This is a genomic window from Paracoccaceae bacterium (assembly GCA_019454225.1).
Taxonomy (GTDB): domain Bacteria; phylum Pseudomonadota; class Alphaproteobacteria; order Rhodobacterales; family Rhodobacteraceae.
Genome location: CP075370.1, coordinates 3,390,365 through 3,411,272 on the forward strand (window position 1 = coordinate 3,390,365; position 20,908 = coordinate 3,411,272).

A 20,908-nucleotide genomic window follows, 5' to 3' on the forward strand; every position below is an offset into this window, starting at 1 on the left:
GCCACGCCCCCAGTCGATCACGCGCGGTTCAATTGCGTGTCCCTTCCCACAGGCCGCGCTTCCGGCTATTGTCTCATCAACGCCATCATGGCGTTTCGGGCAATCGCCTCCGGAAAACGGGGGACCATGGCAAGCGGGCCGTCAGAGCACGCAGGCAAGCGAGGCAGGAATGACACGGGCGATCCGTATTCGGAACGGTCAACGGGCAGGCAAATCCTATCTGGGGGCGACGGCCATCGTCGCCATGCTGATGCTGACGGGATGTGAAGAGGGCAAGGGGCTGTTCGCCGGGGGCGGCGGCACCGAGGATGCCGACGGAACCGCGCCGGTGGCCCGTTCGGCGACCTCCACCCGTCTCATCGAACGCGACATCGAGGCGCCGCAGGTGTTCCAGGCCACCGACAAGGCGCTGTGGGACGGCCGCCCCTCGCTCGGCGGGGTCTGGGTGGCATCGCCAGATGCGGTCGATCCGGAACGCGTGATCATCCGCAACCCGGCAAACGGCAAGTTCGTGATCGGCGCGCTGTTCCGCCGCGAACGGCTGAACCCGGGTCCGACGCTGCAGATCTCGTCGGATGCGGCCGGGGCGCTCGACATCTTAGCCGGGCAGCCCGCAACGCTCAGCGTGACCGCCCTGCGCCGCGAGGAGGTGGCGGACGAACCGCCCGCGACCGCAACCGCGCCCATCCTCGACGCCGCCGAAACGGTCGAGACCACCACGCTCGCTGCAACCGCCACGGCCGCCATCGACCGCGCCGATACCGCGAAACCGGCCATCCCGGTCGCGGCGCCCGCGGCCATCGCCGCCGCCACGGTCGCCTCGGCCGCGCCCGCACCGACACCGGCCGCGGCCCGTGCGCCGGTGGCACCCAAGCCGCAGACCGCGAAACCCGCCTCGGCCCCGGCCGGCCGCAGTCTCGTGCAGATCGGCATCTTCAGCGTCGAAGCCAACGCCGGCCGCGCCTCGGCCGCGCTGACCAAGGCCGACGTGCCGACCCGCATCCTGAAAGAGGAAAGCCAGGGCAAGACGTTCTGGCGCGTGGTCGCCGGACCCGCGCCCGCCGCGATGACCCGCGACCAGATGCTTGCCAAGGTGAAATCCGCAGGCTTTGGCGACGCCTACTTCGTGTCGCGCTAGACAGAAAGGACCCAGCCATGATCCGCCTCCTGTCGCTCGCCGTGCTGATCCTCGGGCTGCCTGCCATGGCCTGGGCATTCGACTCGCGGGCGACGGCGGCCTGGGTTTATGACGTCAAGTCGGGCACGGTGCTTCTGGACAAGAACGCCGACCAGCCCCTGCCACCCGCCTCGATGTCCAAGCTGATGACGCTGAACATGCTGTTCGAGGCGCTGCGCGACGGGCGGGTGACACCGGAAACCGTGTTTCCCGTGTCCTCGCGCGCCAAGGCGATGGGCGGCTCGACCATGTTCCTGAACGAAACCGACAAGCCGACGGTGGATGACCTGATCAAGGGCATCATCATCAACTCGGGCAACGACGCCTGCGTGGTCGTGGCCGAGGGGCTCGCCGGGAGCGAGGAAACCTTCGCCCGCCAGATGACCGAGCGCGGACGCGCGCTTGGCATGACCAACTCGACCTTCATCAATTCCTCGGGCTGGCCGGCGGCGGGCCACCAGCAGTCGATGCGCGACCTGGGCATCCTGGCGCGGCGGCTGATCGTCGAGTTTCCGGAATACTACCCGGTCTTTGCGATGACCGAGTTCAACTACAAGGACCGCGCCCCGGCCAACGCGCGCAACCGCAACCCCCTTCTGGCGATCTCGGGCGGCGACTGGACGGCAGACGGGCTGAAGACAGGACACACCTCCGAGGCGGGCTATGGCCTGGTCGGATCCGCCCTGCGCGGCGACCGCCGGGTGATCTTCGTGATCACTGGCCTCGACAGCGAGAAGGCCCGCGCCGAGGAAAGCCAGTCCATCGTCAACTGGGCGTTCCGCCAGTTCGTCGAAAAGACCGTCGCGCGCGCGGGTGTCCGCGTGGCCGAGGCCGAGGTCTGGATGGGGGCGGCCAAGACCGTGGGCCTTGTCCCCGCGTCGGACCTGACCATCCTGCTGCCGGCGCTCGTGCAGGACGGTGTAAGGGCTGAGGTGGTCTATACCGGCCCGCTGACCGCGCCCGTGACCCGGGGGCAGCCCGTCGCGGAACTGGTGATCCGCGTGCCGGAACTGCCGGAAACGCGGGTGGCCCTGGTGGCCGAGGCGGATGTCGCGCGCGGGGGATTCATGACGCGCCTGACCACCGCGGGCCGGATGGTCATCGCGCGGCTGAACCCGCCCGCCTCCTGATCACCGGCACGGCACGGTGTTCGTCAGCTTCGAAGGCATCGACGGGTCGGGCAAGACCACGCAGGCGCGCCTCCTGGCCGAAGCGCTGCGGGCGCGCGGCCTTGCGGTCACGCTGACACGCGAACCGGGCGGCAGCCCAGGGGCCGAGGACATCCGCCGCCTCGTGCTCGAGGGCGACACCGACCGCTGGTCGCCGGAAACCGAGATCCTGCTGTTCACCGCCGCCCGCCGCGACCATCTGGAACGCACCATCCGCCCGGCCCTGTCCCGAGGCGAGGTGGTGATCACCGACCGTTTCGCGGATTCGACGCGGATGTACCAGGGCACCGCGCGCGAGGGCGGCGACCGGCTGCGCGCGATGGTCGATGACCTGCACAGCCGGATGATCGGCACCGAACCCGACCTGACCTTCCTGATCGACATCGACGCCACGACCGGCCTTGCCCGCGCCCGCGCCCGCGCAGGCGCCGAACTGCGGTTCGAGGACATGGGCGCCGCACTGCAAGCCCGCCTTCGCGAGGGGTTTCTGGCGCTTGCCGCCGCCCATGCCACGCGGTTCCGCGTGATCGACGGCGCGCGCCCCCCCGCCAGCGTCGCCGGCGACGTCCTTGCCGCCTTCGACGCGCGATGAGCCGCGCGCCCAGGTCAGAACCGTCCGACCTGCCCGAACCCGACCGGGTCGAGGGCGTGCCCCACCCGCGCGAGACCGCCCGCCTGTTCGGTCACACCGAGGCCGAAGCCGCCTTCCTGCGCGCCCATGCGTCGGGGCGACTGCACCACGCCTGGCTGGTGACCGGGCCGCAGGGCCTGGGCAAGGCGACCTTCGCCTGGCGGGCCGCGCGCTTCCTGCTGACCGCCGAAGCGCCCGGTGACGGACTGTTCGGTGCGCCGCCGCCGCCGGACACGCTGGATGTCGACCCCGAACACCCGGTCGCCCGCCGGATGCGCGCCCTGTCGGAGGGGCGGCTGTACCTGCTGCGGCGGGGGCCGACAGACGCAGGTGACAAGGTATCCCCGGTCATCACGGTGCGGGACGTGCGCAAGCTTACCGAATACCTGCACCTGTCCGCAGCCGACGGAGGCCACCGCGCGGTGATCATCGATTCGGCGGACGAGATGAACACCAACGCCGCGAATGCCCTGCTGAAGATGCTGGAGGAACCGCCCGCCCGCGTCACCTTCTTCCTGATCAGCCACCGCCCGGCGGGCCTTCTGCCCACGATCCGTTCGCGCTGCCGCGAACTGCGGCTGTCGCCTCTCACCCCCGCTGACCTGGCACGTGCCATGGAACAGGCCGGGTTCGAGGCCCCCGACCCCGCCGCGCTGGCCGAACTCGCAGGCGGCGCCCCGGGCGAGGCCATCCGGCTGGAGGCCCTGCAAGGGCTCGACCTCTACCGGCGGATCGTGGATCTGCTGGCCACCCTGCCCCGGATGGACCGGCCCCGCGCCTTGTCGCTGTCCGACACCGTCGCGGGCAAGGGCGCCGAGGCGCGCTTCGACCTGACGGTGCGCCTGGTCGATACCGCCCTGGCGCGGCTGGCGCGCGCCGGAACCAGCGGCCATCCCGCCCCCGAGGCCGCCCCGGGCGAGGCCGCGCTGTTCGCCCGCCTGGCCCCGGACGCCGCGACCGCCCGCGCCTGGGCCGACCTTGCCCAGACGCTCGGCGCCCGCGCCCGCAGGGGCCGGGCGGTCAACCTTGACCCTGCTGCGCTTCTCATGGATATGCTCCTCAGGATCGACGAGACGGCGGGAATCCTCGCCCAGAGATGACCCCCCGGGATGCCCCGATGACCCCCGCCGCCCCGCCCGAGATCGTGGACAGCCACTGTCACCTCGATTTCCCCGACTTTGCCGAGGATCTGCCGCAGGTCATCGCCCGCGCCCGTGCTGCGGGCGTCACGCGGATGGTCACGATCTGCACGCGCCTGCATCAGGAACCGCAGGTCCGCGCCATGGCCGAGGCGACGCCTGGCCTGTTCTATGCCGCAGGTGTCCACCCGATGCGCGCGGCCGAGGACCCGCCGGTCACCACCGACACCCTGGTCGCGCTGTCGCGGCACCCGAAGTTCGTCGGCATCGGGGAAACCGGGCTGGACTATCACTACACCGCCGACACCGCCGCCGTGCAGCAGGCATCGCTGCGGGTCCATGTCGACGCCGCCCGCGAAACCGGCCTGCCGCTGATCATCCATGCCCGCGCCGCCGACGATGACATGGCGCGCATCCTGTCCGAGGAATTCCGCAACGGCGCCTATTCCTGCGTGATGCACTGCTTCTCGTCCGGCGCGGCACTGGCGCGGACCGCGCTCGACCTCGGGTTCTACCTGTCGATGTCGGGCATCGCGGCCTTTCCGAAAAGCCACGACCTGCGCGCGATCTTCGCGGCCGCGCCCGTCGACCGCATCCTTCTGGAAACCGACAGCCCCTATCTGGCGCCGCCGCCGCACCGGGGCCGCCGCAACGAACCCGCCTACACGGCCCACACCGCCCGGGTCGGGGCCGACCTGTTCGGCCTGAGCCTTGACGATTTCGCCAGGATCACGTCGGCCAATTTCGACCGGCTCTTCGCCAAGGCTGCCGGACACCGGGCGGCCGCATGACCGATCGGTACCGCTTCACGATCCTTGGCTGCGGGTCCTCGGGGGGGGTGCCGCGCCTTGGCAACGACTGGGGCGCCTGCGATCCCGCAAATCCGCGCAACCGCCGCCGCCGCTGTTCCCTGCTGGCCGAACGCATCGGCGCCGGCGGCACCACCCGCGTGCTGATCGACACCTCGCCCGACATGCGCGAGCAGCTGCTGGATGCGGGCGTCGGCACGCTGGATGCGGTGGTCTACACGCATGCCCATGCCGATCACGTCCATGGCATCGACGACCTGCGGCAGATCGTGTTCAACATGCGCGGGCGGTTGGCCGTATGGGCCGACGGGGCGACACAGGACGCGCTGCTGTCGCGCTTCGGATATGCCTTCGTGCAGCCCGCGGGTTCGCCCTATCCGCCGATCCTCGATCTGTTCACCATCGACGGACCGCTGACCGTGGCAGGCCCCGGCGGCGCGATACGGCTGGACCCCTTCGAGGCCGACCACGGCACGATCCACACGCTCGGCTTCCGTATCGGGCAACTGGCCTATCTGCCCGACGCCGTGGCGATCCCCGAGGACAGCTGGCCGCATCTGCAGGGCCTTGACGTCTGGGTGGTCGACGCGCTGCGGCGCAAGCCGCACCCGACCCATGCGCACCTCGCCCTCACGCTTGACTGGATCGCCCGCGCCGCCCCTGCCCGCGCCATCCTGACGAACATGCACATCGACCTCGACCATGCCGAGGTCGATGCCGAAACGCCGCCACACGTCACCCCCGCCCATGATGGCATGGTGATCGAACTGCCCGTCGCCTGACCGGCGCCGCCGCGCCTTGCCCTTTCGCGGCGCGGCGCCTATCCCGGACGCGGGTCGGCCGGAATCGTGGCCTGCGGGCTGACCGGCCAGCGCGCGGCGCCGCCACCACGTCGAGGTCCCGATGGAAGCCCTTCTTCAGGTCATCCTGCCCGTCTTCCTCGTGCTTGGCGCAGGCTATGCGGCGGCCCGGGCCGGGCTGTTCGACGACGGCATGGTCGATGGCGTCATGCGCTTTGCCCAGACCTTCGCCGTGCCTTGCCTGCTGTTCCGCGGCGTCGCCCGGCTGGATCTGGCGCAGGCCTTCGATCCGGCGCTGATCGCAGCCTTCTATCTGGGCGTGATCGCGTCCTACGGGGCGGGATACCTGGCGGCGCGGCGCATCTTCGGGCGGTCGGCGGTCGACGCCCTGTCGATCGGGTTCACGGCGGCCTTTTCGAACACGCTGCTGCTTGGCCTGCCCATCACCGAGCGCGCCTATGGCCCCGAGGGCCTTGCGGGCAACTATGCGATCATCTCGATCCATGCCCCGCTGCTCTACATCCTCGGCATCTCGCTGATGGAACTGGCGCGTGCGCGGGGAACCGGCCTGTCGCCGGTGGCGATCTCCGGGCTGATCGGCAAGGGGCTGATCAGCCAGCCGCTGATCCTGGGGCTGAGCGCAGGCCTGGCGGTGAACGTCACCGGCCTGCCGCTGCCGGGCGTTGCCTGGTCGGCCATCGAGATGATCGCGGTCGCCGCCATCCCGGCCGCGCTGTTCGGGCTTGGCGGCGTGCTGAACCGCTATCGGCCCGAGGGCGACCGCGCCACCATTGCCATGGTCTGCGCGGTGTCGCTGATCCTGCATCCCGCCGTGACCTTCGGGCTGGGCCATCTGCTGGGCCTCGGCACCGATGCGATGCGGTCGGCGGTGATCACGGCGGCGATGGCGCCCGGGGTCAATGCCTATCTCTACGCGAACCTCTACGACGCGGCCAGGCGCGTGTCGGCCTCGTCGGTGCTGTTCGGAACCGCAGGCTGTCTCGTGACGGCCTGGGTCTGGCTGCAACTGCTGCCCTAGGGCGCGCGGCCGGGCTAGGCCGGGCTCACCCCGCGCAGCCGCTCCGACCGCCGCCGCAGCAGTTCCACCGTGGTCAGAAGCGCGATGGAAACCACCACCAGAATCGTCGCCACCGCCAGTATCGAGGGGCTGATCTGTTCCCGGATGCCGTTCCACATCTGGCGCGGGATCGTCTGCTGGTCATGGCTGCCGATGAACAGTACCACCACCACCTCGTCAAACGAGGTGACAAAGGCGAACAGCGCGCCGGAAACCACGCCCGGCGTGATCAGCGGCAGTTGCACCTTGAAGAAGGTCGTCACCGGCCCCGCCCCCAGACTGGCCGAGGCCCGCAGAAGCGACCGGTCGAACCCCATCAACGTGGCGGTGACGGTGATGATCACGAAGGGAATGCCCAGCGTCGCATGGGCCAGCACGACACCGACATAGGTCGAGGTCAGCCGCCCGCAGCCGCCCTCGGGCGCCAGCGGCCCCAGCACCGAACAGGGGTTCGAATAGAAGAAGAACAGGCCCGTCGCGGTGATGATGATCGGCACGATCATGGGCGAGATCAGCACCGCCATGATCGCCTTGCGATAGGGCATTTCCGCGCGCGCCAGGCCAAGCGCCGCCACCGTGCCCAGCACCGTGGCCAGGATGGTCGAGAAGAACCCCACGATGACCGAGTTCTTTGCCGCCCGCACCCAGGTGGAGTTGTTCCAGGCATCCGACCACCACGACCCGTCCCGCGTCGCATCGGGCGCCATCATGCCGAAGGTCAGCAGGTTGTCGTACCACCGCAGCGAATATCCCTCGGGATCGAAGGTCAGCATCTTCTCGGTGAAGGTGAAATAGGGTTCGGCGTTGAAGGACAGCGGGATCACGATCAGGATCGGCGCGATCAGGAAGGTGAAGATCGCCGCGCAGATGATCCGGTAGGTCCAGGCCCAGACGCGCTCCAGGGGTGTGGCGTAGACGGGCAGCTTCAACGCGGTTCCCCCCTCAGGCGCGGGCGATAGGCGGTGTTGTTCCGGATGCGATAGAACGCCAGTGCTCCGGCAAGACCTGTCGCCGCGGCAAGGGCTGCCACCCACAGGTTGCCCGCCGTCGCGATCCAGGCGACCGCTGCCACCAGGCCCAGCGTCACGGCGGCGCCCGGCCACTGCCGGGTTGCCAGCGGCCCCTTCAGCGCCACGATCGGAAGGCCGAACACCCCGCAGACCACGCCAAGCGCCGCCGCCTTGGGGTCCATCCGGGTCTCGGTGAAGAACATGATCAGGAAGGTCGCGACGGCAAGCGCCCCGATCAGCGCCAGCAGCGCCATCTCGGCCCGGGCCTTTTCGATCAGGCGCTCGCGCGCGGGGTCGATCTCGTCCATGCCCCTACCCCAGCTTCATGTTGTCGATGCCGACCAGCCGATCGTAGATCCAGTACAGCAGCAGCACCGACCCCAGCAGCATCGAGGCCAGGGCCGCCGCAAGCGACCAGTTCAGCGAGGATTGCATGTGGAACGCGATCTGGTTCGAGATCAGCGTGCCCGAAGCGCCGCCGACAAGCGCGGGGGTGATGTAGTATCCCACCGCCAGGATGAACACCAGGATCCCACCCGCCCCGATCCCGGGCACGGTCTGCGGCAGATAGATGCGGCGGAAGGTGGTCCAGCTCGTCGCACCCAGCGACCGCGCGGCCCGGGCATAGCTGGGCGGGATCGTCTTCATCACCGAATAGAGCGGCAGGATCATGAACGGCAAAAGGATATGCGTCATCGCGATGATCGTGCCCGTCTGGTTGTTGATCAGCGCCAGCCGTCCGTCATCGGTCACGAGGCCCATGGCCAGAAGGGTGTTGTTGACCACGCCCTGCCCCTGCAGCAGCACGATCCACGCCGTCGTCCGCACCAGAAGCGAGGTCCAGAACGGCAGCAGCACCAGGATCATCAGCAGGTTGGACTTGCTCAGCGGCAGCGTCGCCAGCAGGTGCGCGACCGGAAAGCCGATGAAGAGGCAGATCAGCGTGATCGCCGCCGACAGCATGAACGTCCGCTGGAACAGTTTCAGATAGATCTGCTGGTCCTGCGGCGCAGCCTGATAGGTGCCCTCGGCGGTCAGCTTGCGGTCGAAGGCGGCCTGATAGAAACTGCCGGTCACCGTCTTTGACGCCGTCCGCATCGCCGACCACAGGTCGGCGCGGGCCCAGTCGGGGTTTTCCGCGATCAGCGCCTCGCGGTAGGGTGCGGCCAGCTTTGCCGCCCCCCGCGCGGTCGATGTGAACAGCGACCGCGTCCCCGGCACGTCATAGTTGATGCGGGTTCCGACCGACCCGATGGTGCGCTCCCGCGCCGCCCGGACCAGATCGGCGGCCAGTGCGGCAAAGGCCGCCTCGTCCGGCGCCGCGTCGGGGTTGGCATCGAACCAAGACACCAGATCGGGCATGTTCCGCGCGAATTCGGCATTCGCCACCGACCGCGTCAGCATCTGCGCGATCGGCACCGCAAAGGTGATCAGGATGAAGGCCAGCAGCGGCAGGACCAGCAGGAACGCCCGTCGCCGCGACCGCGCGGTGGCGCGCGCCAGTGCCGCCTTGAGCGGCTGCCCGTCCGCGGTGGTCAGCCCCGCGCCCGCCGGGGCCTCCATCGTCGCATCCGCCATTGCGGTCCTCCGTTGGTGGCGGGGCGGCCGGACGGCCGCCCCGCTGCGTCAGATCACTGCAGAAGCCAGGCGTTGAACTTCTCGGAAAGCTCCACATCGCGATCCGCCCAGAATGCGAAATCGTTCAGCAGCGCGTTGCCCAGGTTCTCGGGCGAGGTCGGCATGTGGGGGCCCATCTCGGTCTTGCCGTCCTGGAACAGGCCGACGAACGGCGCCGAGGACTTGCGCGCCGGGCCATAGCTGATCCACTTCGCCTGGTCGGCCAGCCGCTGGGTATCGGTCGCGAAGGCGATGTATTCCATCGCCAGATCCTTGTTCGGCGCCCCCTTCGGCACCACGAACAGGTCAAGGTCCATGATCTGCCCGTCCCAGACGATGTCGAACGACTTGCCCTCGGCCACCGCTGCGGCAAAGAACCGGCCGTTGTAGCCGGTGGTCATCACCACCTCGCCATCGGCCAGCAGTTGCGGCGGCTGCGCGCCGGCCTCCCACCAGACGACTTCCGACTTGATCGTGTCGAGCTTGGCGAAGGCGCGCGCCACGCCCTCGTCGGTGCCCAGGGCGTCATAGACCTCGGACGCCGGAACGCCGTCGGCCATCAGCGCCATTTCCAGATTGGCCTTGGCGCCCTTGCGCAGGCCGCGCTTGCCCGGAAACTTCTCCAGGTCGAAGAAGTCGGCCAGCGTGGCGACGCCCGTGGTCTTGGACGAATCATAGGCCACGACGGTCGACCACACGATGCTCGCCACCGCGCAGTCGGTCAGCGCGCCGTCGATGAAGTCCTCGGTGGCGGGCGTGCCATCGGGCGCGGGCGGCAGGATCGCCGGGTCGATCAGCTCAAGCGCGCCCTCGTCGCACAGGCGGACAGCATCGGACAGCTCGATGTCGGCCACGTCGACGGTGACATTGTTCGCCTCGACCTGCGCCTTGATCGGTGTCGCCGGGTTGTCGGCGGCCGTCATGTTGACGGTGATCCCCTTCATCGCGGCGAAGGGCTTGTTGTAGGCCTCGACCTGGCTCGTCTCGTAGGCGCCGCCCCAGCTCATCACGGTCAGCGACTGCGCCTGCGCGCCGAACGCCACGCCGGACAGCGCGGTGGAAAGAATGAGCAGTTTCTTCATGGATCGGTATCTCCCGGTTGGTCGTTGGTTATTGTCCCTCGTCCCGCGAACGGGTCATGCCGGATCGAGTGCCCGGGCGTCCGCAGGCGCCCAGCCGATCCGGATCCTCTCGCCGGGGCTCAGCCGGCGCTGACCCTGCGTGTTGCGGCTCTTGATCACGAACTCCTCCGACCCGGCGACCTTCAGCCGGGTGCGGTACAGATCGCCCATGTAGATGAACTCCATCACCTCGGCCTCGATGGTGTGGGCACCCTCGGGGATCATCTCGGGCTTGAACTCGACACGCTCGGGCCGGATCGACACCAGCGTGCGCTGCCCCTTGGCGGTCACGTTCACCGGGGTCGCGTCGATCACCTCGCCGGTATCCAGCCGCACCGTCGCCCGCCCGGCCGCGATCTCCTCGACCGTGCCGTTCAGCTTGTTGTTCTCGCCGATGAACTGCGCGACAAAGCTGTTGCGCGGCCGTTCGTACAGCTCGTCGGGCGGCGCAAGCTGCTGGATCACGCCGTCGTTGAACACCGCCACGCGGTCCGACATCGTCAGCGCCTCGCCCTGGTCATGCGTCACATAGACAACGGTGATCCCCAGCGTCTCGTGCAGGTGCTTGATCTCGAACTGCATGTGCTCGCGCAGCTGCTTGTCGAGCGCGCCCAGAGGCTCGTCCATCAGCACCAGCTCGGGCTCGAACACCAGGGCCCGGGCCAGCGCGATGCGCTGCTGCTGGCCGCCCGAAAGCTGCGCCGGCCGCCGGTTGATGAAGGCCCCCATCTGCACCATGTCAAGCGCGCGCCGGATCTTGCCCTCGCGCGCGTCCTTGCCCATGCCGCGAACCTCAAGCGGGAACGAAAGGTTCTCGCCGACCGTCATGTGCGGGAACAGCGCGTAGTTCTGGAACACCATGCCGATGCCGCGCTTCTCGGGCGGAACCTGGTTGATCGGGCGGCCGTCCAGCCGGATCTCGCCATGCGTCGCCGTCTCGAACCCGGCAAGCATCATCAGGCAGGTCGTCTTGCCCGAACCCGACGGACCCAGCATCGTCAGGAACTCGCCCTTTCCGATCGACAGGTTCAGGTCCTTCACGACCAGCGAAACACCGTCGTAGCTCTTCTGGACGTGATCGAAGACAACAAAGCCTTCGTCCCGGGTTTCATTGGCCAACCGACACCCCCTGAATACCGGCGCGTTCTCCGCGCTCATGCCCCGACTAAACCGAATGGGGCCGGTCAATGCAACAGGATCGTGCCCGCCCTGCCCCTGGGCAGTCAGATGCCCAATCCTTCGGCAATCCCGGCCGCGCAAGACATCGGCACGGGCAGAAACGCAAAGGGCGCGCCCATGGCGCGCCCTTCGATCAGGTCCGGGTGGTGCGGATGAAAAGACTCGAACTTTCACTCCGGTTAAGGAACAGCGACCTCAACGCTGCGCGTCTACCAATTCCGCCACATCCGCATCGCGCCGGACAGGGCGCTCTCTAGCGAAGCGCCGCTGCGATGTGAAGGGGCAATCTGGCCCCTTCACGCCGTTCTTGAAGCGCTGTGGTCAGGGCTGCTTGGCGGCCCCGCCGAAGATCGGCAGGTTGAAGCTCGGCATCTGGAACCCGCCCGAGGGTGCCGCCGCAGGCGCCGGCGCGGGCGCTGCCGCGACCGGTGCCGGGGCGGGCATCACCGGCGCCGCCGCAGGCATCACCGACCCGCCCGGCAGCGGACGCCCCGCCGCACCATAGGCGGCCATGCGCACCAGTCCGGCGCGGTCAGGCATGCCCGGCGCAAAGACCTGCGGCACCTCCGCCCCGGGCGCACCGAGCGCGTCATCGTACCACGCCAGCGAAAGGTCGGCCCGCGCGGCGGCCCCGATCCCGGTCGCCAGATGGTGCCCGACCAGCTCGCCATAGGCCCGCTCGCCCAGCACCGTCAGGATCAGCGCCGATCCGATCGCCACATCCATGTTGTCGGTTGCATAGCCGCTGCCAAGGCAGGTGCGCGCCGTCGCGCCAAGCTGCGCGGGCGCCATGCCCGAGGTCAGCGCGAAGGACTGCACGCCCGACAGCACCTCGCCCCGCGACTTGATCGACACCGCCGCCACATGGTCCTTCAGCACCGGCCCGAAGGCCGCGCACTGCTCGGTGATCTGGGCCGGGGTGAAACCGGCGGCCTTGGACATCAGGTCCTGGCTCTGCGCGATGGCAAAGCTGCGCGCCAGGCAGAACTGTTCGGACAGCGCCAGCACCGGGTTCGACATCGTCATCTGGGTCATGTAGCCGCCGTTGGCCGAGGTGGTCACGGCGATCTGCGAACAATGCGTCCCCAGCGACACGGTGCCCGCACCGCCGCCCATGAACGACGGCAGCGCCGGGGCCGCCGGGGCCGCGGCGGGCGCGAAGGTCGGCATCGCGGGTGCGGCCGTCGGCATGGCGGGCGCGGCAGGCGCCCCGGCGAACGGATTCGCCCCGGCCCCGGCCATCGCACCGCCGGCAAAGCCGGCGGCCGGAACGCCCATCCGCTCGTCGCGATAGGTCAGCAGCAGGCCGCGCACGCCCATCGGGTTCGACGCGATCTGCTGGCCGGTCAGCGCACCGCCCGACTGCGCGCGATAGTAGGACGCGACAAGATGGTCACGCTCGAAGGTGTTCAGGTTGCCCGTGGGCGGATAGCCCATCAGCGCCTGGTATTCGCTGATCGCCGCGCGCGACCGGGGGCCGATGGCGCCATCCGGCGTGCCGACCGGAAAACCGAAATAGTTCAGCGCGATCTGCACCTCGCGGTTGGCCTCGCGGGTGGCCGAGGTCTGGCCCGACGAGGATGACCGCGTGGTCGTCACGCGCTGCTTCTGCCGGTTCTTGTTGGCCTCGTTCACGATCACGCCGCCGATGATCCCGCCGACGATCCCGCCCACCAGTGCATTGTCTGCCGCCGCCTGCCCCGCAGGACCCACGGCCATCGCGGCAATAAGCGCCGAGCCTGCAATATTCCGGAATGCCATGTCTGTGACTCCACCAATCAGATTCGAATCTGGCGCGATGGTAACACCTGCATGTTTGCATCGGGAAACGGAAAGTTGATCTGCGGGCCGCGCCGGAGGGTAGGGGTTTCCCGACCCCCGCCGCTGGGCTAGAAACCGCCGAACGCGGGCGGGGGCGCATCACCTTGGTCGAATGGACGCATCTTCCGGGCCTCTCGCCCTATGCCGAAACGCTCGCCGCGATGGAGCAGCGCGCGGCCGAGATCGCCGCAGGAACCGCGCCCGAGGCGATCTGGCTGCTGGAACATCCGCCGCTCTACACCGCGGGCACCTCGGCCAACCCGGCCGACCTGACCGATCCGGGCCGCTTTCCGGTGCATGCCGCGGGGCGCGGCGGGCAGTACACCTATCACGGGCCCGGTCAGCGCGTCGTCTACACGATGCTCGACGTCGGCGCGCGAGGGCGCGACGTGCGCTGCTTCGTGCGCGACCTCGAAAACTGGGTGATCGCCACGCTGGCCGAATTCGGGGTGCGCGGCGAAATCCGTCCGGGCCGCGTCGGTGTCTGGGTCCTGCGCCCCGACCGCCCTCCCGGCCCCGACGGCAGCCCGGCCGAGGACAAGATCGCCGCCATCGGGATCAGGCTGCGCCGCTGGGTCTCGTTTCACGGCCTGTCGATCAATGTCGAACCCGACCTCGGCCATTTCGGCGGCATCGTCCCCTGCGGCATCCGCGACCATGGCGTGACCAGCCTGGTCGACCTTGGCCTGCCGGTCACCCTGGCCGATCTCGACGCGGCGCTGATGGCGACCTTTCCGCGGGCCTTCCGCTGCCCGGCAGAGGCTTGACCCGCTGCCGACGCGCACCATCTTGCCGATCTCGCGCGAGTGACAAGTTGCCGCTATTGCATATCATCCGCATGAGGGCCCTCATCGCGCCACACCCGGCGACTCGGATACCGTGCCGCCTGCGGGACCCAGGGAGAGAAGGACCAAGGGACACCATGAAAACCATCACGCTGATCGCCGCGCTTGTTGCGGCCGCCCTCGCCGCCCCGGCCTTCGCCGAAGGCGACGCCGCCAAGGGCGAGAAGGAATTCGGCAAGTGCAAGACCTGCCACATGATCGTCGCTGCCGACGGCACCGAGATCGTCAAGGGCCCCAAGACTGGCCCGAATCTCTGGGGCGTGATCGGCCGCCCGGTCGCCAGCCAGGAAGGCTTCGGCTACGGCGACGGCATCAAGGCCGTCGGCGCGGCGGGCGTGGTCTGGGATGCGGCGATGCTGGCCGAATATGTCAAGGACCCGGTGAAGTGGCTCAAGGCCAACGGCGGCGGCGACAAGGCCAAGTCCAAGATGACCTTCAAGCTCGCCAAGGGCGGCGAGGACGTGGCGGCCTATCTGGCGACCTTCGCCACCCCGGCCACCAACTGACCGAAGCCCCGACGGGGCCGGACCGGGGGCGCGCCGCAGGGCGCGCCCTTTGTCATCGCACCCCTGCGACAACGCGTCCGCCTTTTCGCCGCCGGAATCCGGCATCCGCTTGACCTGCGTCAAAGTCGGTGGTGGACGGCGCACGGCGGACATTCTAGAAAACGCATGGAACGGTCGGGCGGTGCCACCTGCGCCCCCGCAGCGACCTTCAGGGACAGACAAGCGGGAGACGCCAATGGCCGACGCAGCCATCCATGGCCACGAACACGACACCCGGGGCTTCTTCACCCGGTGGTTCATGTCGACGAACCACAAGGACATCGGGATTCTCTATCTCTTCACGGGCGGCCTTGTCGGCCTGATCTCGGTCATCTTCACCGTCTACATGCGGATGGAGCTGATGGAGCCGGGCGTGCAGTACATGTGCATGGAAGGCATGCGCCTGACCGCCACCACCACGGCGGAATGCACCCCGAACGGCCACCTCTGGAACGTCATGATCACCGGCCACGGCATCCTGATGATGTTCTTCGTGGTGATCCCGGCGCTGTTCGGCGGCTTCGGCAACTACTTCATGCCGCTGCAGCTCGGCGCCCCCGACATGGCCTTCCCGCGGCTGAACAACCTGTCCTACTGGATGTATGTCGCGGGCACCTCGCTGGCCGTGGCCTCGGTGTTCTCGCCGGGCGGCAACGGGCAGATGGGGTCGGGCGTGGGCTGGGTGCTCTATCCGCCGCTGTCGACCTCCGAGGGCGGCTATTCGATGGACCTGGCGATCTTCGCCGTCCACCTGTCGGGCGCCTCGTCGATCCTCGGCGCCATCAACATGATCACCACCTTCCTGAACATGCGCGCGCCGGGCATGACCCTGCACAAGGTGCCGCTGTTCGCCTGGTCGATCTTCGTCACCGCCTGGCTGATCCTGCTGGCCCTTCCGGTCCTCGCCGGCGCCATCACCATGCTGCTGACCGACCGCAACTTCGGCACGACCTTCTTCCAGCCCGCGGGCGGCGGCGACCCGATCCTGTATCAGCACATCCTGTGGTTCTTCGGCCACCCGGAAGTGTACATCATCATCCTGCCCGCCTTCGGCATCATCAGCCAGGTGATCGCGACCTTCGCGAAGAAGCCCATCTTCGGGTACCTGCCGATGGTCTATGCGATGGTTGCGATCGGCGTGCTGGGCTTCGTCGTCTGGGCGCACCACATGTACACCGTGGGCATGTCGCTGACCCAGCAGTCCTACTTCATGCTGGCCACGATGGTCATCGCGGTGCCCACCGGCATCAAGATCTTCTCGTGGATCGCGACCATGTGGGGCGGTTCGGTCGAGTTCAAGACGCCGATGCTCTGGGCCTTCGGCTTCCTGTTCCTGTTCACCGTCGGCGGCGTCACCGGCATCGTCCTGTCGCAGGCGGGCGTCGACCGGGCCTATCACGACACCTACTATGTCGTGGCGCACTTCCACTACGTGATGTCGCTCGGCGCCGTGTTCGGCATCTTCGCGGGCGTCTACTACTGGATCGGCAAGATGTCGGGCCGCCAGTATCCGGAATGGGCGGGCAAGGTGCACTTCTGGGCGATGTTCATCGGCTCGAACCTGACGTTCTTCCCGCAGCACTTCCTCGGCCGCCAGGGCATGCCGCGCCGCTACATCGACTACCCCGAGGCCTTCGCGCTGTGGAACTGGTGGTCGTCGATCGGCGCCTTCATCTCCTTCGCCTCCTTCGTGTTCTTCCTCGGCATCGTGTTCTACACGCTGACCCGCGGGGCCCGGGTGACCGAAAAGAACTACTGGAACCCCTATGCCGACACGCTGGAATGGACCCTGCCCTCGCCGCCGCCCGAACACACGTTCGAGCAGCTGCCGAAGCGCGAAGACTGGGACAAGGGCCACGCCCACTGACGGCAGCAGGCCGGAACGACGGAAGGCCCCGGGATGACCCCCGGGGCCTTTTCGTCTGCCCGACCCCGGCACAGGATGGCGGCATGCCCTTCCTCCCCTCCCTCCTCGCGGCGATGGCCTTTGCACTGTCGCTTCTCGCCACCCCGGCGCGGGCCGGGGATGCTGCGCTGCAGGCCCTGGCCGATCGGATCGCCCGGACCGAGGCGCGGCTCGACGCCCGCATCGGCGTCTACCTGCTTGACGGCGGCACGGGCTGGCACTGGGGCCACCGGGCATCCGAACGCTTCCTGATGGCCAGCACCTTCAAGGCCCTGCTCTGCGCCGCCGTGCTGGAACGCGCCGATGCAGGCACCCTGTCGCTGGACGAACGGCTCCCGGTCCGGGCCGACCAGATCCACGGCCACGCCCCCGTCACCCGGCCCCGCGCCGGTGCCGCGATGCGCATCGACGACCTCTGCCGCGCCACCCTGGACCAGAGCGACAACGGCGCCGCCAACCTCCTGGTCGACCGGCTGGGCGGAACCGGGGCCGTCACCGACTTCCTGCGCCGCGCGGGCGACCCGGTCACCCGCCTCGACCGCAAGGAGCCCGACCTGAACATCTTCGCCCCCGGCGACCCGCGCGACACCACCAGCCCCGGGGCCATGGCCACCACCTGGCAGCGGATGCTCACGGGTGACCTGCTGTCGCCCGGGTCGCGGGCACGGCTGGCGGGCTGGATGGCGCCGGGCGGCGTCACCGGTGCCCTGATCCGCCCCCACCTGCCCCCGGGATGGGCCATCTCCGACCGCTCCGGCGGCGGGCGGCAGCATACGCGCGCGATCACCGCGATGATCACGCCGCCCGGCCGCGCGCCCTGGTTCGTCGCGATCTATCTCTCCGACACGCCCGCCGACTGGAACCGGCGCAACGCCGCCGTCTCGGCCCTGGGCGCGGCAGCGGTCGCCGTGATCGCCGCTGACCCCGGGGGCCGCCCCTGACCCCCGCGCGGCCGGTCTTGCCCTGCGCCGCGCCCCCGCCTAGCGTGCCGCCATGCCGCCGCCCCGCGCCCTGATCATCTGCACCACGCCGCGCAGCGGCTCCACGCTGGTCTGCGCGCTGCTGCGGGCCTCGGGTGTGGCGGGCTGGCCCGAAAGCTGGTTCCGCGCCGAGGACCGCGCCGAATACGAGGCCGACTGGGGCACCGCCCCCGGTGACAGCGCCGCCTTCCTCGCCGCCGCGATCCGCGCCGGGCAGGGCCGCGACGGCACCTTCGGTCTGCGCATCCAGGGCGCCACCCTCGCGCCCCTGCTGGCCGAACTCCGCGCCCTGCACGGCGCGATGCCCGCCGATCCCGCCGTTCTGGAACGCGCCTTCGGCCCCTGCCGCTATGTCCTTGTCCGCCGCCGCGATGACGTGGCGCAGGCCGTCTCGCGGCTGAAGGCCGAGGTCAGCCAGGTCTGGCACCTTGACGGGGTCGAGAACGACCGCCCCCGCGCCACGCCCGCCTATGACGCAGCACGGATCGACACCTTCCGGGCCGAGGCGGCCGCGCAGAACGCCATGTGGCAGGACTGGTTCGCGACGAACGGCATCGCCCCCCGGACCCTCGTCTACGAGGAATTCGCCCACGCGCCCGCGGCGGCCGTCACCGCCCTCCTGTCCGGCCTCGGCCTGTCGCCCGCACCGGGCACCGTCATCGCCGCCCCCAACCGCCGCATGGCCGATGCCGAAAGCGCCCTCTGGGCGGCCCGCTACCGGGCCGAGCGGCACCTGCCCCCGGGGCCTGTCGGCCGCTGAACGGGCCGCCCCCCGGCAGGGCGGGCACCTGCGGCAGGGCGTCGCAGCGCATGGCGCTTTCCAAAACCGCCCGGCCGCATATCGTCCGTGCCATGCCCTACGAATGGCTCCCCCCGCCCGACGCCAGCCAGACCGGCGCAAGGCTGCACCTCTGGCCCTACCGGTCGCTGCCCCGTCGCGGGCAGGCGCTGTTCATCGGCGCCACCGCCCTGCTGATCGCCGTGCCGCTGCTGTCGGTGCTGGGCTCACCCGTCCTCTGGGGCCTGCTGCCGTTCCTGGCCCTCGCCGTCGGGGCGCTGTGGTTCGCGCTCGACCGCAGCTACCGCGACGCCGAGATCATCGAGGATCTGGCGCTGCTGCCCGACCGCATCACGCTGACCCGCCATGGCCCGCGCGGGCGGCGGCAGGACTGGCAGGCCAATCCGCACTGGGTGCGCGCGGTGCTGCATCCGTCGGGCGGGCCGGTTCCCAACTACCTGACCTTGCAGGGCGGCCCGCGTGAGGTCGAACTGGGCGCCTTCCTGTCGGAAGACGAACGGCTCGCGCTGACCGAGGAACTGCGCAACGCCCTTGCACGGCTGCGCTGATCGGCCGGGCACCCTGCGTCGCGCGGCGTCGCGGACAGCGGCGCGCCGCGCATCGGGGCGTCGCCTCGGCGGGCCGGAAGTGCTAGGTCTGGTCCACCTGCGGTTGCGAACGGTCCTGCATGAGCCTTCTGCTGCGCCTGATTGCCGTGGTCCTGCTGCTGGCGGTCGCCGCCACCGCGGCCTTCGTCGCCTCGCCCTGGCCCTCGGCCCTGCTGATCAGGACGGTCTTCGAACGCGGTGCCGCCGCGACCCATGCCGCGCAGGAACCCTTCGTGCCGCAGGGCCTGACCGAACACCGCGACATCGCCTTCGATCCGGCCAGCCCCGCCGCGCGTCTCGACATCTACCTGCCGCCGGGCGACCCGCCGCCGGGCGGCTGGCCCGTCGTGGTCTGGGCTTTCGGCGGCGCCTGGGTGTCGGGGTCGAAGGAGGAGGTCGCGAACTACCTGCGCGTGCTGGCAGGCCAGGGTTTTGCCACGGCGGCCCCCGCCTATCCGCTGTCTCCCCGCGCCCGCCACCCCGAACCGGCACGCGCCTTCCTGGCCGCAACCGACTGGCTGGCCGCCAACGCCACAGGCTACGGCATCGACCCCGCGCGCCTCGTCCTTGCGGGCGACAGCGCGGGGGCGCAGGTGGCGGCACAGGCGGGGCTTGCGATCACCGACCCCGCCTATGCCGCGCGCCTTGGCGTCGCGCCCGCGGTGCCCGCGGCGGCGCTGCGCGGCATGGTGCTGTTCTGCGGCGGCCTGGGGATCGAGGGGTTGCCGCGCAGCGGGATCGTGGGGCTTTTCGTGCGGGCCGTGGTTTTCGCGCATTTCGGCAGCCGTTCGCTTGCCGACATTCCGGGGCTCGACCTGTTCGAGGTGGCGCCGAACCTGCATCCGGGGGTGCCGCCCCTGTTCCTGTCGGTCGGCAATGCCGATCCGCTGGCCCCGCCCACGTACCTTGTGGCCACCCGCGCCGCCGACCTGGGGATACCGACCGACACGCTGTTCTTCCCGCCCGACCACCAGCCGCCGCTCGGACACGAGTACCAGTTCGACCTCGGCAGCCCGGCCGGACAGCTGGCCCTCGGGCGTGCCGCGGCCTTCATCGCCCGCGTGACCGCACCCTGAGCCGCACCCCATGCTGCCTGCCGCCGCGCCATACGCAGGCCAGACGGATGCCAGACGCCTGCCAGACCGTTAGCGAATTCTTCAGGGCCGGTCGCGCAGGCACACCGCGCAGGCACCGGGCGGCGGCGCGCGGGTCAGGTCAGCCGCGCCTTCACCATCGGGCCGACGGCGCCGAAATCCATCTGCCCGGTGTGCCGTGCCTTCAGCGCCGCCATCACCCGCCCCATGTCGCGGATACCGGTGGCCCCGACCTCGGCAATCGCCGCAGCCACCGCCGCCTCGATCTCGGCGGCCTCCAGCTGACGCGGCAGAAATTCCTCGATCACCCTGATTTCGTTCAGTTCCTTCTCCGCCAGCTCCAGCCGCCCGCCCTCTTCATAGGCCCGCGCGCTTTCCTGCCGCTGCTTCACCAGACGGCCCAGGATGGCGGTGATCTCGGGATCGCCCACCTCGCCCGCATCCTCGGTGCCGCGCACCGCAATCTCGCGATCCTTGATCGCCGCGTTGATCAGCCGCAGCGTCGACAGCCGGTCCGCCGCCTTGGCCCGCATCGCATCCTTGAGTTCGGCCTGAAGCCGTTCGCGCAATGTCATCCCGAGGTCCCCGCTTCGCTGGCCGC

Annotated in this window: 21 protein-coding genes and 1 tRNA gene; 14 read left to right on the forward strand and 8 right to left on the reverse strand. The window is 69.6% G+C overall.

What is annotated here, in order from left to right:
• Positions 1–169: 169 nt before the first annotated feature.
• The 7 genes from KF887_16185 (at position 170) to KF887_16215 (ending at position 6,764) form a co-directional block, all read left to right on the forward strand.
• Entirely contained in the window at positions 170–1,138 is a 969-nt protein-coding gene (locus tag KF887_16185) for an SPOR domain-containing protein (protein QYK40915.1), read from the forward strand.
• Positions 1,139–1,155: 17 nt separating this feature from the next.
• On the forward strand, positions 1,156–2,307 hold the full coding sequence (locus tag KF887_16190; protein ID QYK40916.1) for a D-alanyl-D-alanine carboxypeptidase: 1,152 nt from the start codon (positions 1,156–1,158) through the stop codon (positions 2,305–2,307).
• A 16-nt stretch (positions 2,308–2,323) separates the two neighbouring features.
• Positions 2,324–2,938: a dTMP kinase gene (tmk, locus tag KF887_16195; GenBank protein QYK40917.1), complete on the forward strand. Its 615-nt coding sequence runs from the start codon at positions 2,324–2,326 to the stop codon at positions 2,936–2,938.
• Positions 2,935–4,077 carry a DNA polymerase III subunit delta' gene (locus KF887_16200; protein ID QYK40918.1) on the forward strand — a complete coding sequence of 381 codons (1,143 nt, stop codon included), beginning with the start codon at positions 2,935–2,937 and terminating at the stop codon, positions 4,075–4,077. The genes tmk and KF887_16200 overlap by 4 nt, the downstream gene beginning before the upstream one ends.
• Before the next feature lie 17 nt (positions 4,078–4,094).
• Entirely contained in the window at positions 4,095–4,907 is an 813-nt protein-coding gene (locus KF887_16205; GenBank protein ID QYK40919.1) for a TatD family hydrolase, read from the forward strand.
• A complete protein-coding gene (locus KF887_16210) occupies positions 4,904–5,707 on the forward strand; it encodes an MBL fold metallo-hydrolase (protein ID QYK40920.1) in 804 nt (267 codons plus the stop codon). Before KF887_16205 ends, KF887_16210 begins: the two co-directional genes overlap by 4 nt.
• 121 nt (positions 5,708–5,828) lie before the next feature.
• Complete coding sequence (locus KF887_16215) at positions 5,829–6,764, forward strand: AEC family transporter (GenBank protein ID QYK40921.1); 936 nt, start codon at positions 5,829–5,831, stop codon at positions 6,762–6,764.
• A 14-nt stretch (positions 6,765–6,778) separates the two neighbouring features.
• Here the strand turns inward: KF887_16215 and KF887_16220 are convergent, their stop codons facing one another.
• From KF887_16220 to KF887_16250, 7 genes are all read right to left on the reverse strand, one after another.
• Positions 6,779–7,732, reverse strand: a complete 954-nt coding sequence (locus KF887_16220) for an ABC transporter permease (protein ID QYK40922.1) — start codon at positions 7,730–7,732, stop codon at positions 6,779–6,781.
• On the reverse strand, positions 7,729–8,121 hold the full coding sequence (locus tag KF887_16225; protein ID QYK40923.1) for a hypothetical protein: 393 nt from the start codon (positions 8,119–8,121) through the stop codon (positions 7,729–7,731). The genes KF887_16220 and KF887_16225 overlap by 4 nt, the downstream gene beginning before the upstream one ends.
• 4 nt (positions 8,122–8,125) lie before the next feature.
• A complete protein-coding gene (locus KF887_16230; GenBank protein QYK40924.1) occupies positions 8,126–9,391 on the reverse strand; it encodes an ABC transporter permease in 1,266 nt (421 codons plus the stop codon).
• A gap of 53 nt (positions 9,392–9,444) precedes the next feature.
• Entirely contained in the window at positions 9,445–10,512 is a 1,068-nt protein-coding gene (locus KF887_16235; protein ID QYK40925.1) for an ABC transporter substrate-binding protein, read from the reverse strand.
• A gap of 54 nt (positions 10,513–10,566) precedes the next feature.
• Entirely contained in the window at positions 10,567–11,709 is a 1,143-nt protein-coding gene (locus tag KF887_16240; GenBank protein ID QYK40926.1) for an ABC transporter ATP-binding protein, read from the reverse strand.
• A 165-nt stretch (positions 11,710–11,874) separates the two neighbouring features.
• Positions 11,875–11,961 (reverse strand) — tRNA-Leu (locus KF887_16245).
• A 90-nt stretch (positions 11,962–12,051) separates the two neighbouring features.
• Entirely contained in the window at positions 12,052–13,491 is a 1,440-nt protein-coding gene (locus KF887_16250) for a peptidoglycan-binding protein (GenBank protein ID QYK40927.1), read from the reverse strand.
• A 158-nt stretch (positions 13,492–13,649) separates the two neighbouring features.
• On the opposite strand from KF887_16250, the gene lipB reads away from it, so the two are divergent.
• The 7 genes from lipB (at position 13,650) to KF887_16285 (ending at position 20,289) form a co-directional block, all read left to right on the forward strand.
• Entirely contained in the window at positions 13,650–14,318 is a 669-nt protein-coding gene (lipB, locus tag KF887_16255; GenBank protein ID QYK43618.1) for a lipoyl(octanoyl) transferase LipB, read from the forward strand.
• Positions 14,319–14,473: 155 nt separating this feature from the next.
• Positions 14,474–14,902, forward strand: a complete 429-nt coding sequence (locus KF887_16260; GenBank protein QYK40928.1) for a cytochrome C — start codon at positions 14,474–14,476, stop codon at positions 14,900–14,902.
• A gap of 235 nt (positions 14,903–15,137) precedes the next feature.
• Positions 15,138–16,808 (forward strand): cytochrome c oxidase subunit I, encoded by a 1,671-nt coding sequence (gene ctaD / locus KF887_16265; GenBank protein ID QYK40929.1) that lies wholly within the window; start codon positions 15,138–15,140, stop codon positions 16,806–16,808.
• 83 nt (positions 16,809–16,891) lie between these two features.
• Positions 16,892–17,788, forward strand: coding sequence for a class A beta-lactamase (gene bla, locus KF887_16270; protein QYK40930.1), 897 nt, complete (start codon positions 16,892–16,894; stop codon positions 17,786–17,788).
• A 52-nt stretch (positions 17,789–17,840) separates the two neighbouring features.
• Positions 17,841–18,587: a Stf0 sulfotransferase gene (locus KF887_16275; protein ID QYK40931.1), complete on the forward strand. Its 747-nt coding sequence runs from the start codon at positions 17,841–17,843 to the stop codon at positions 18,585–18,587.
• Positions 18,588–18,679: 92 nt separating this feature from the next.
• Complete coding sequence (locus KF887_16280; GenBank protein QYK43619.1) at positions 18,680–19,174, forward strand: DUF2244 domain-containing protein; 495 nt, start codon at positions 18,680–18,682, stop codon at positions 19,172–19,174.
• A gap of 119 nt (positions 19,175–19,293) precedes the next feature.
• Positions 19,294–20,289, forward strand: a complete 996-nt coding sequence (locus KF887_16285) for an alpha/beta hydrolase (protein QYK40932.1) — start codon at positions 19,294–19,296, stop codon at positions 20,287–20,289.
• 134 nt (positions 20,290–20,423) lie between these two features.
• Here the strand turns inward: KF887_16285 and KF887_16290 are convergent, their stop codons facing one another.
• A complete protein-coding gene (locus KF887_16290; protein ID QYK40933.1) occupies positions 20,424–20,882 on the reverse strand; it encodes a GatB/YqeY domain-containing protein in 459 nt (152 codons plus the stop codon).
• Between the last annotated feature and the right edge of the window lie 26 nt (positions 20,883–20,908).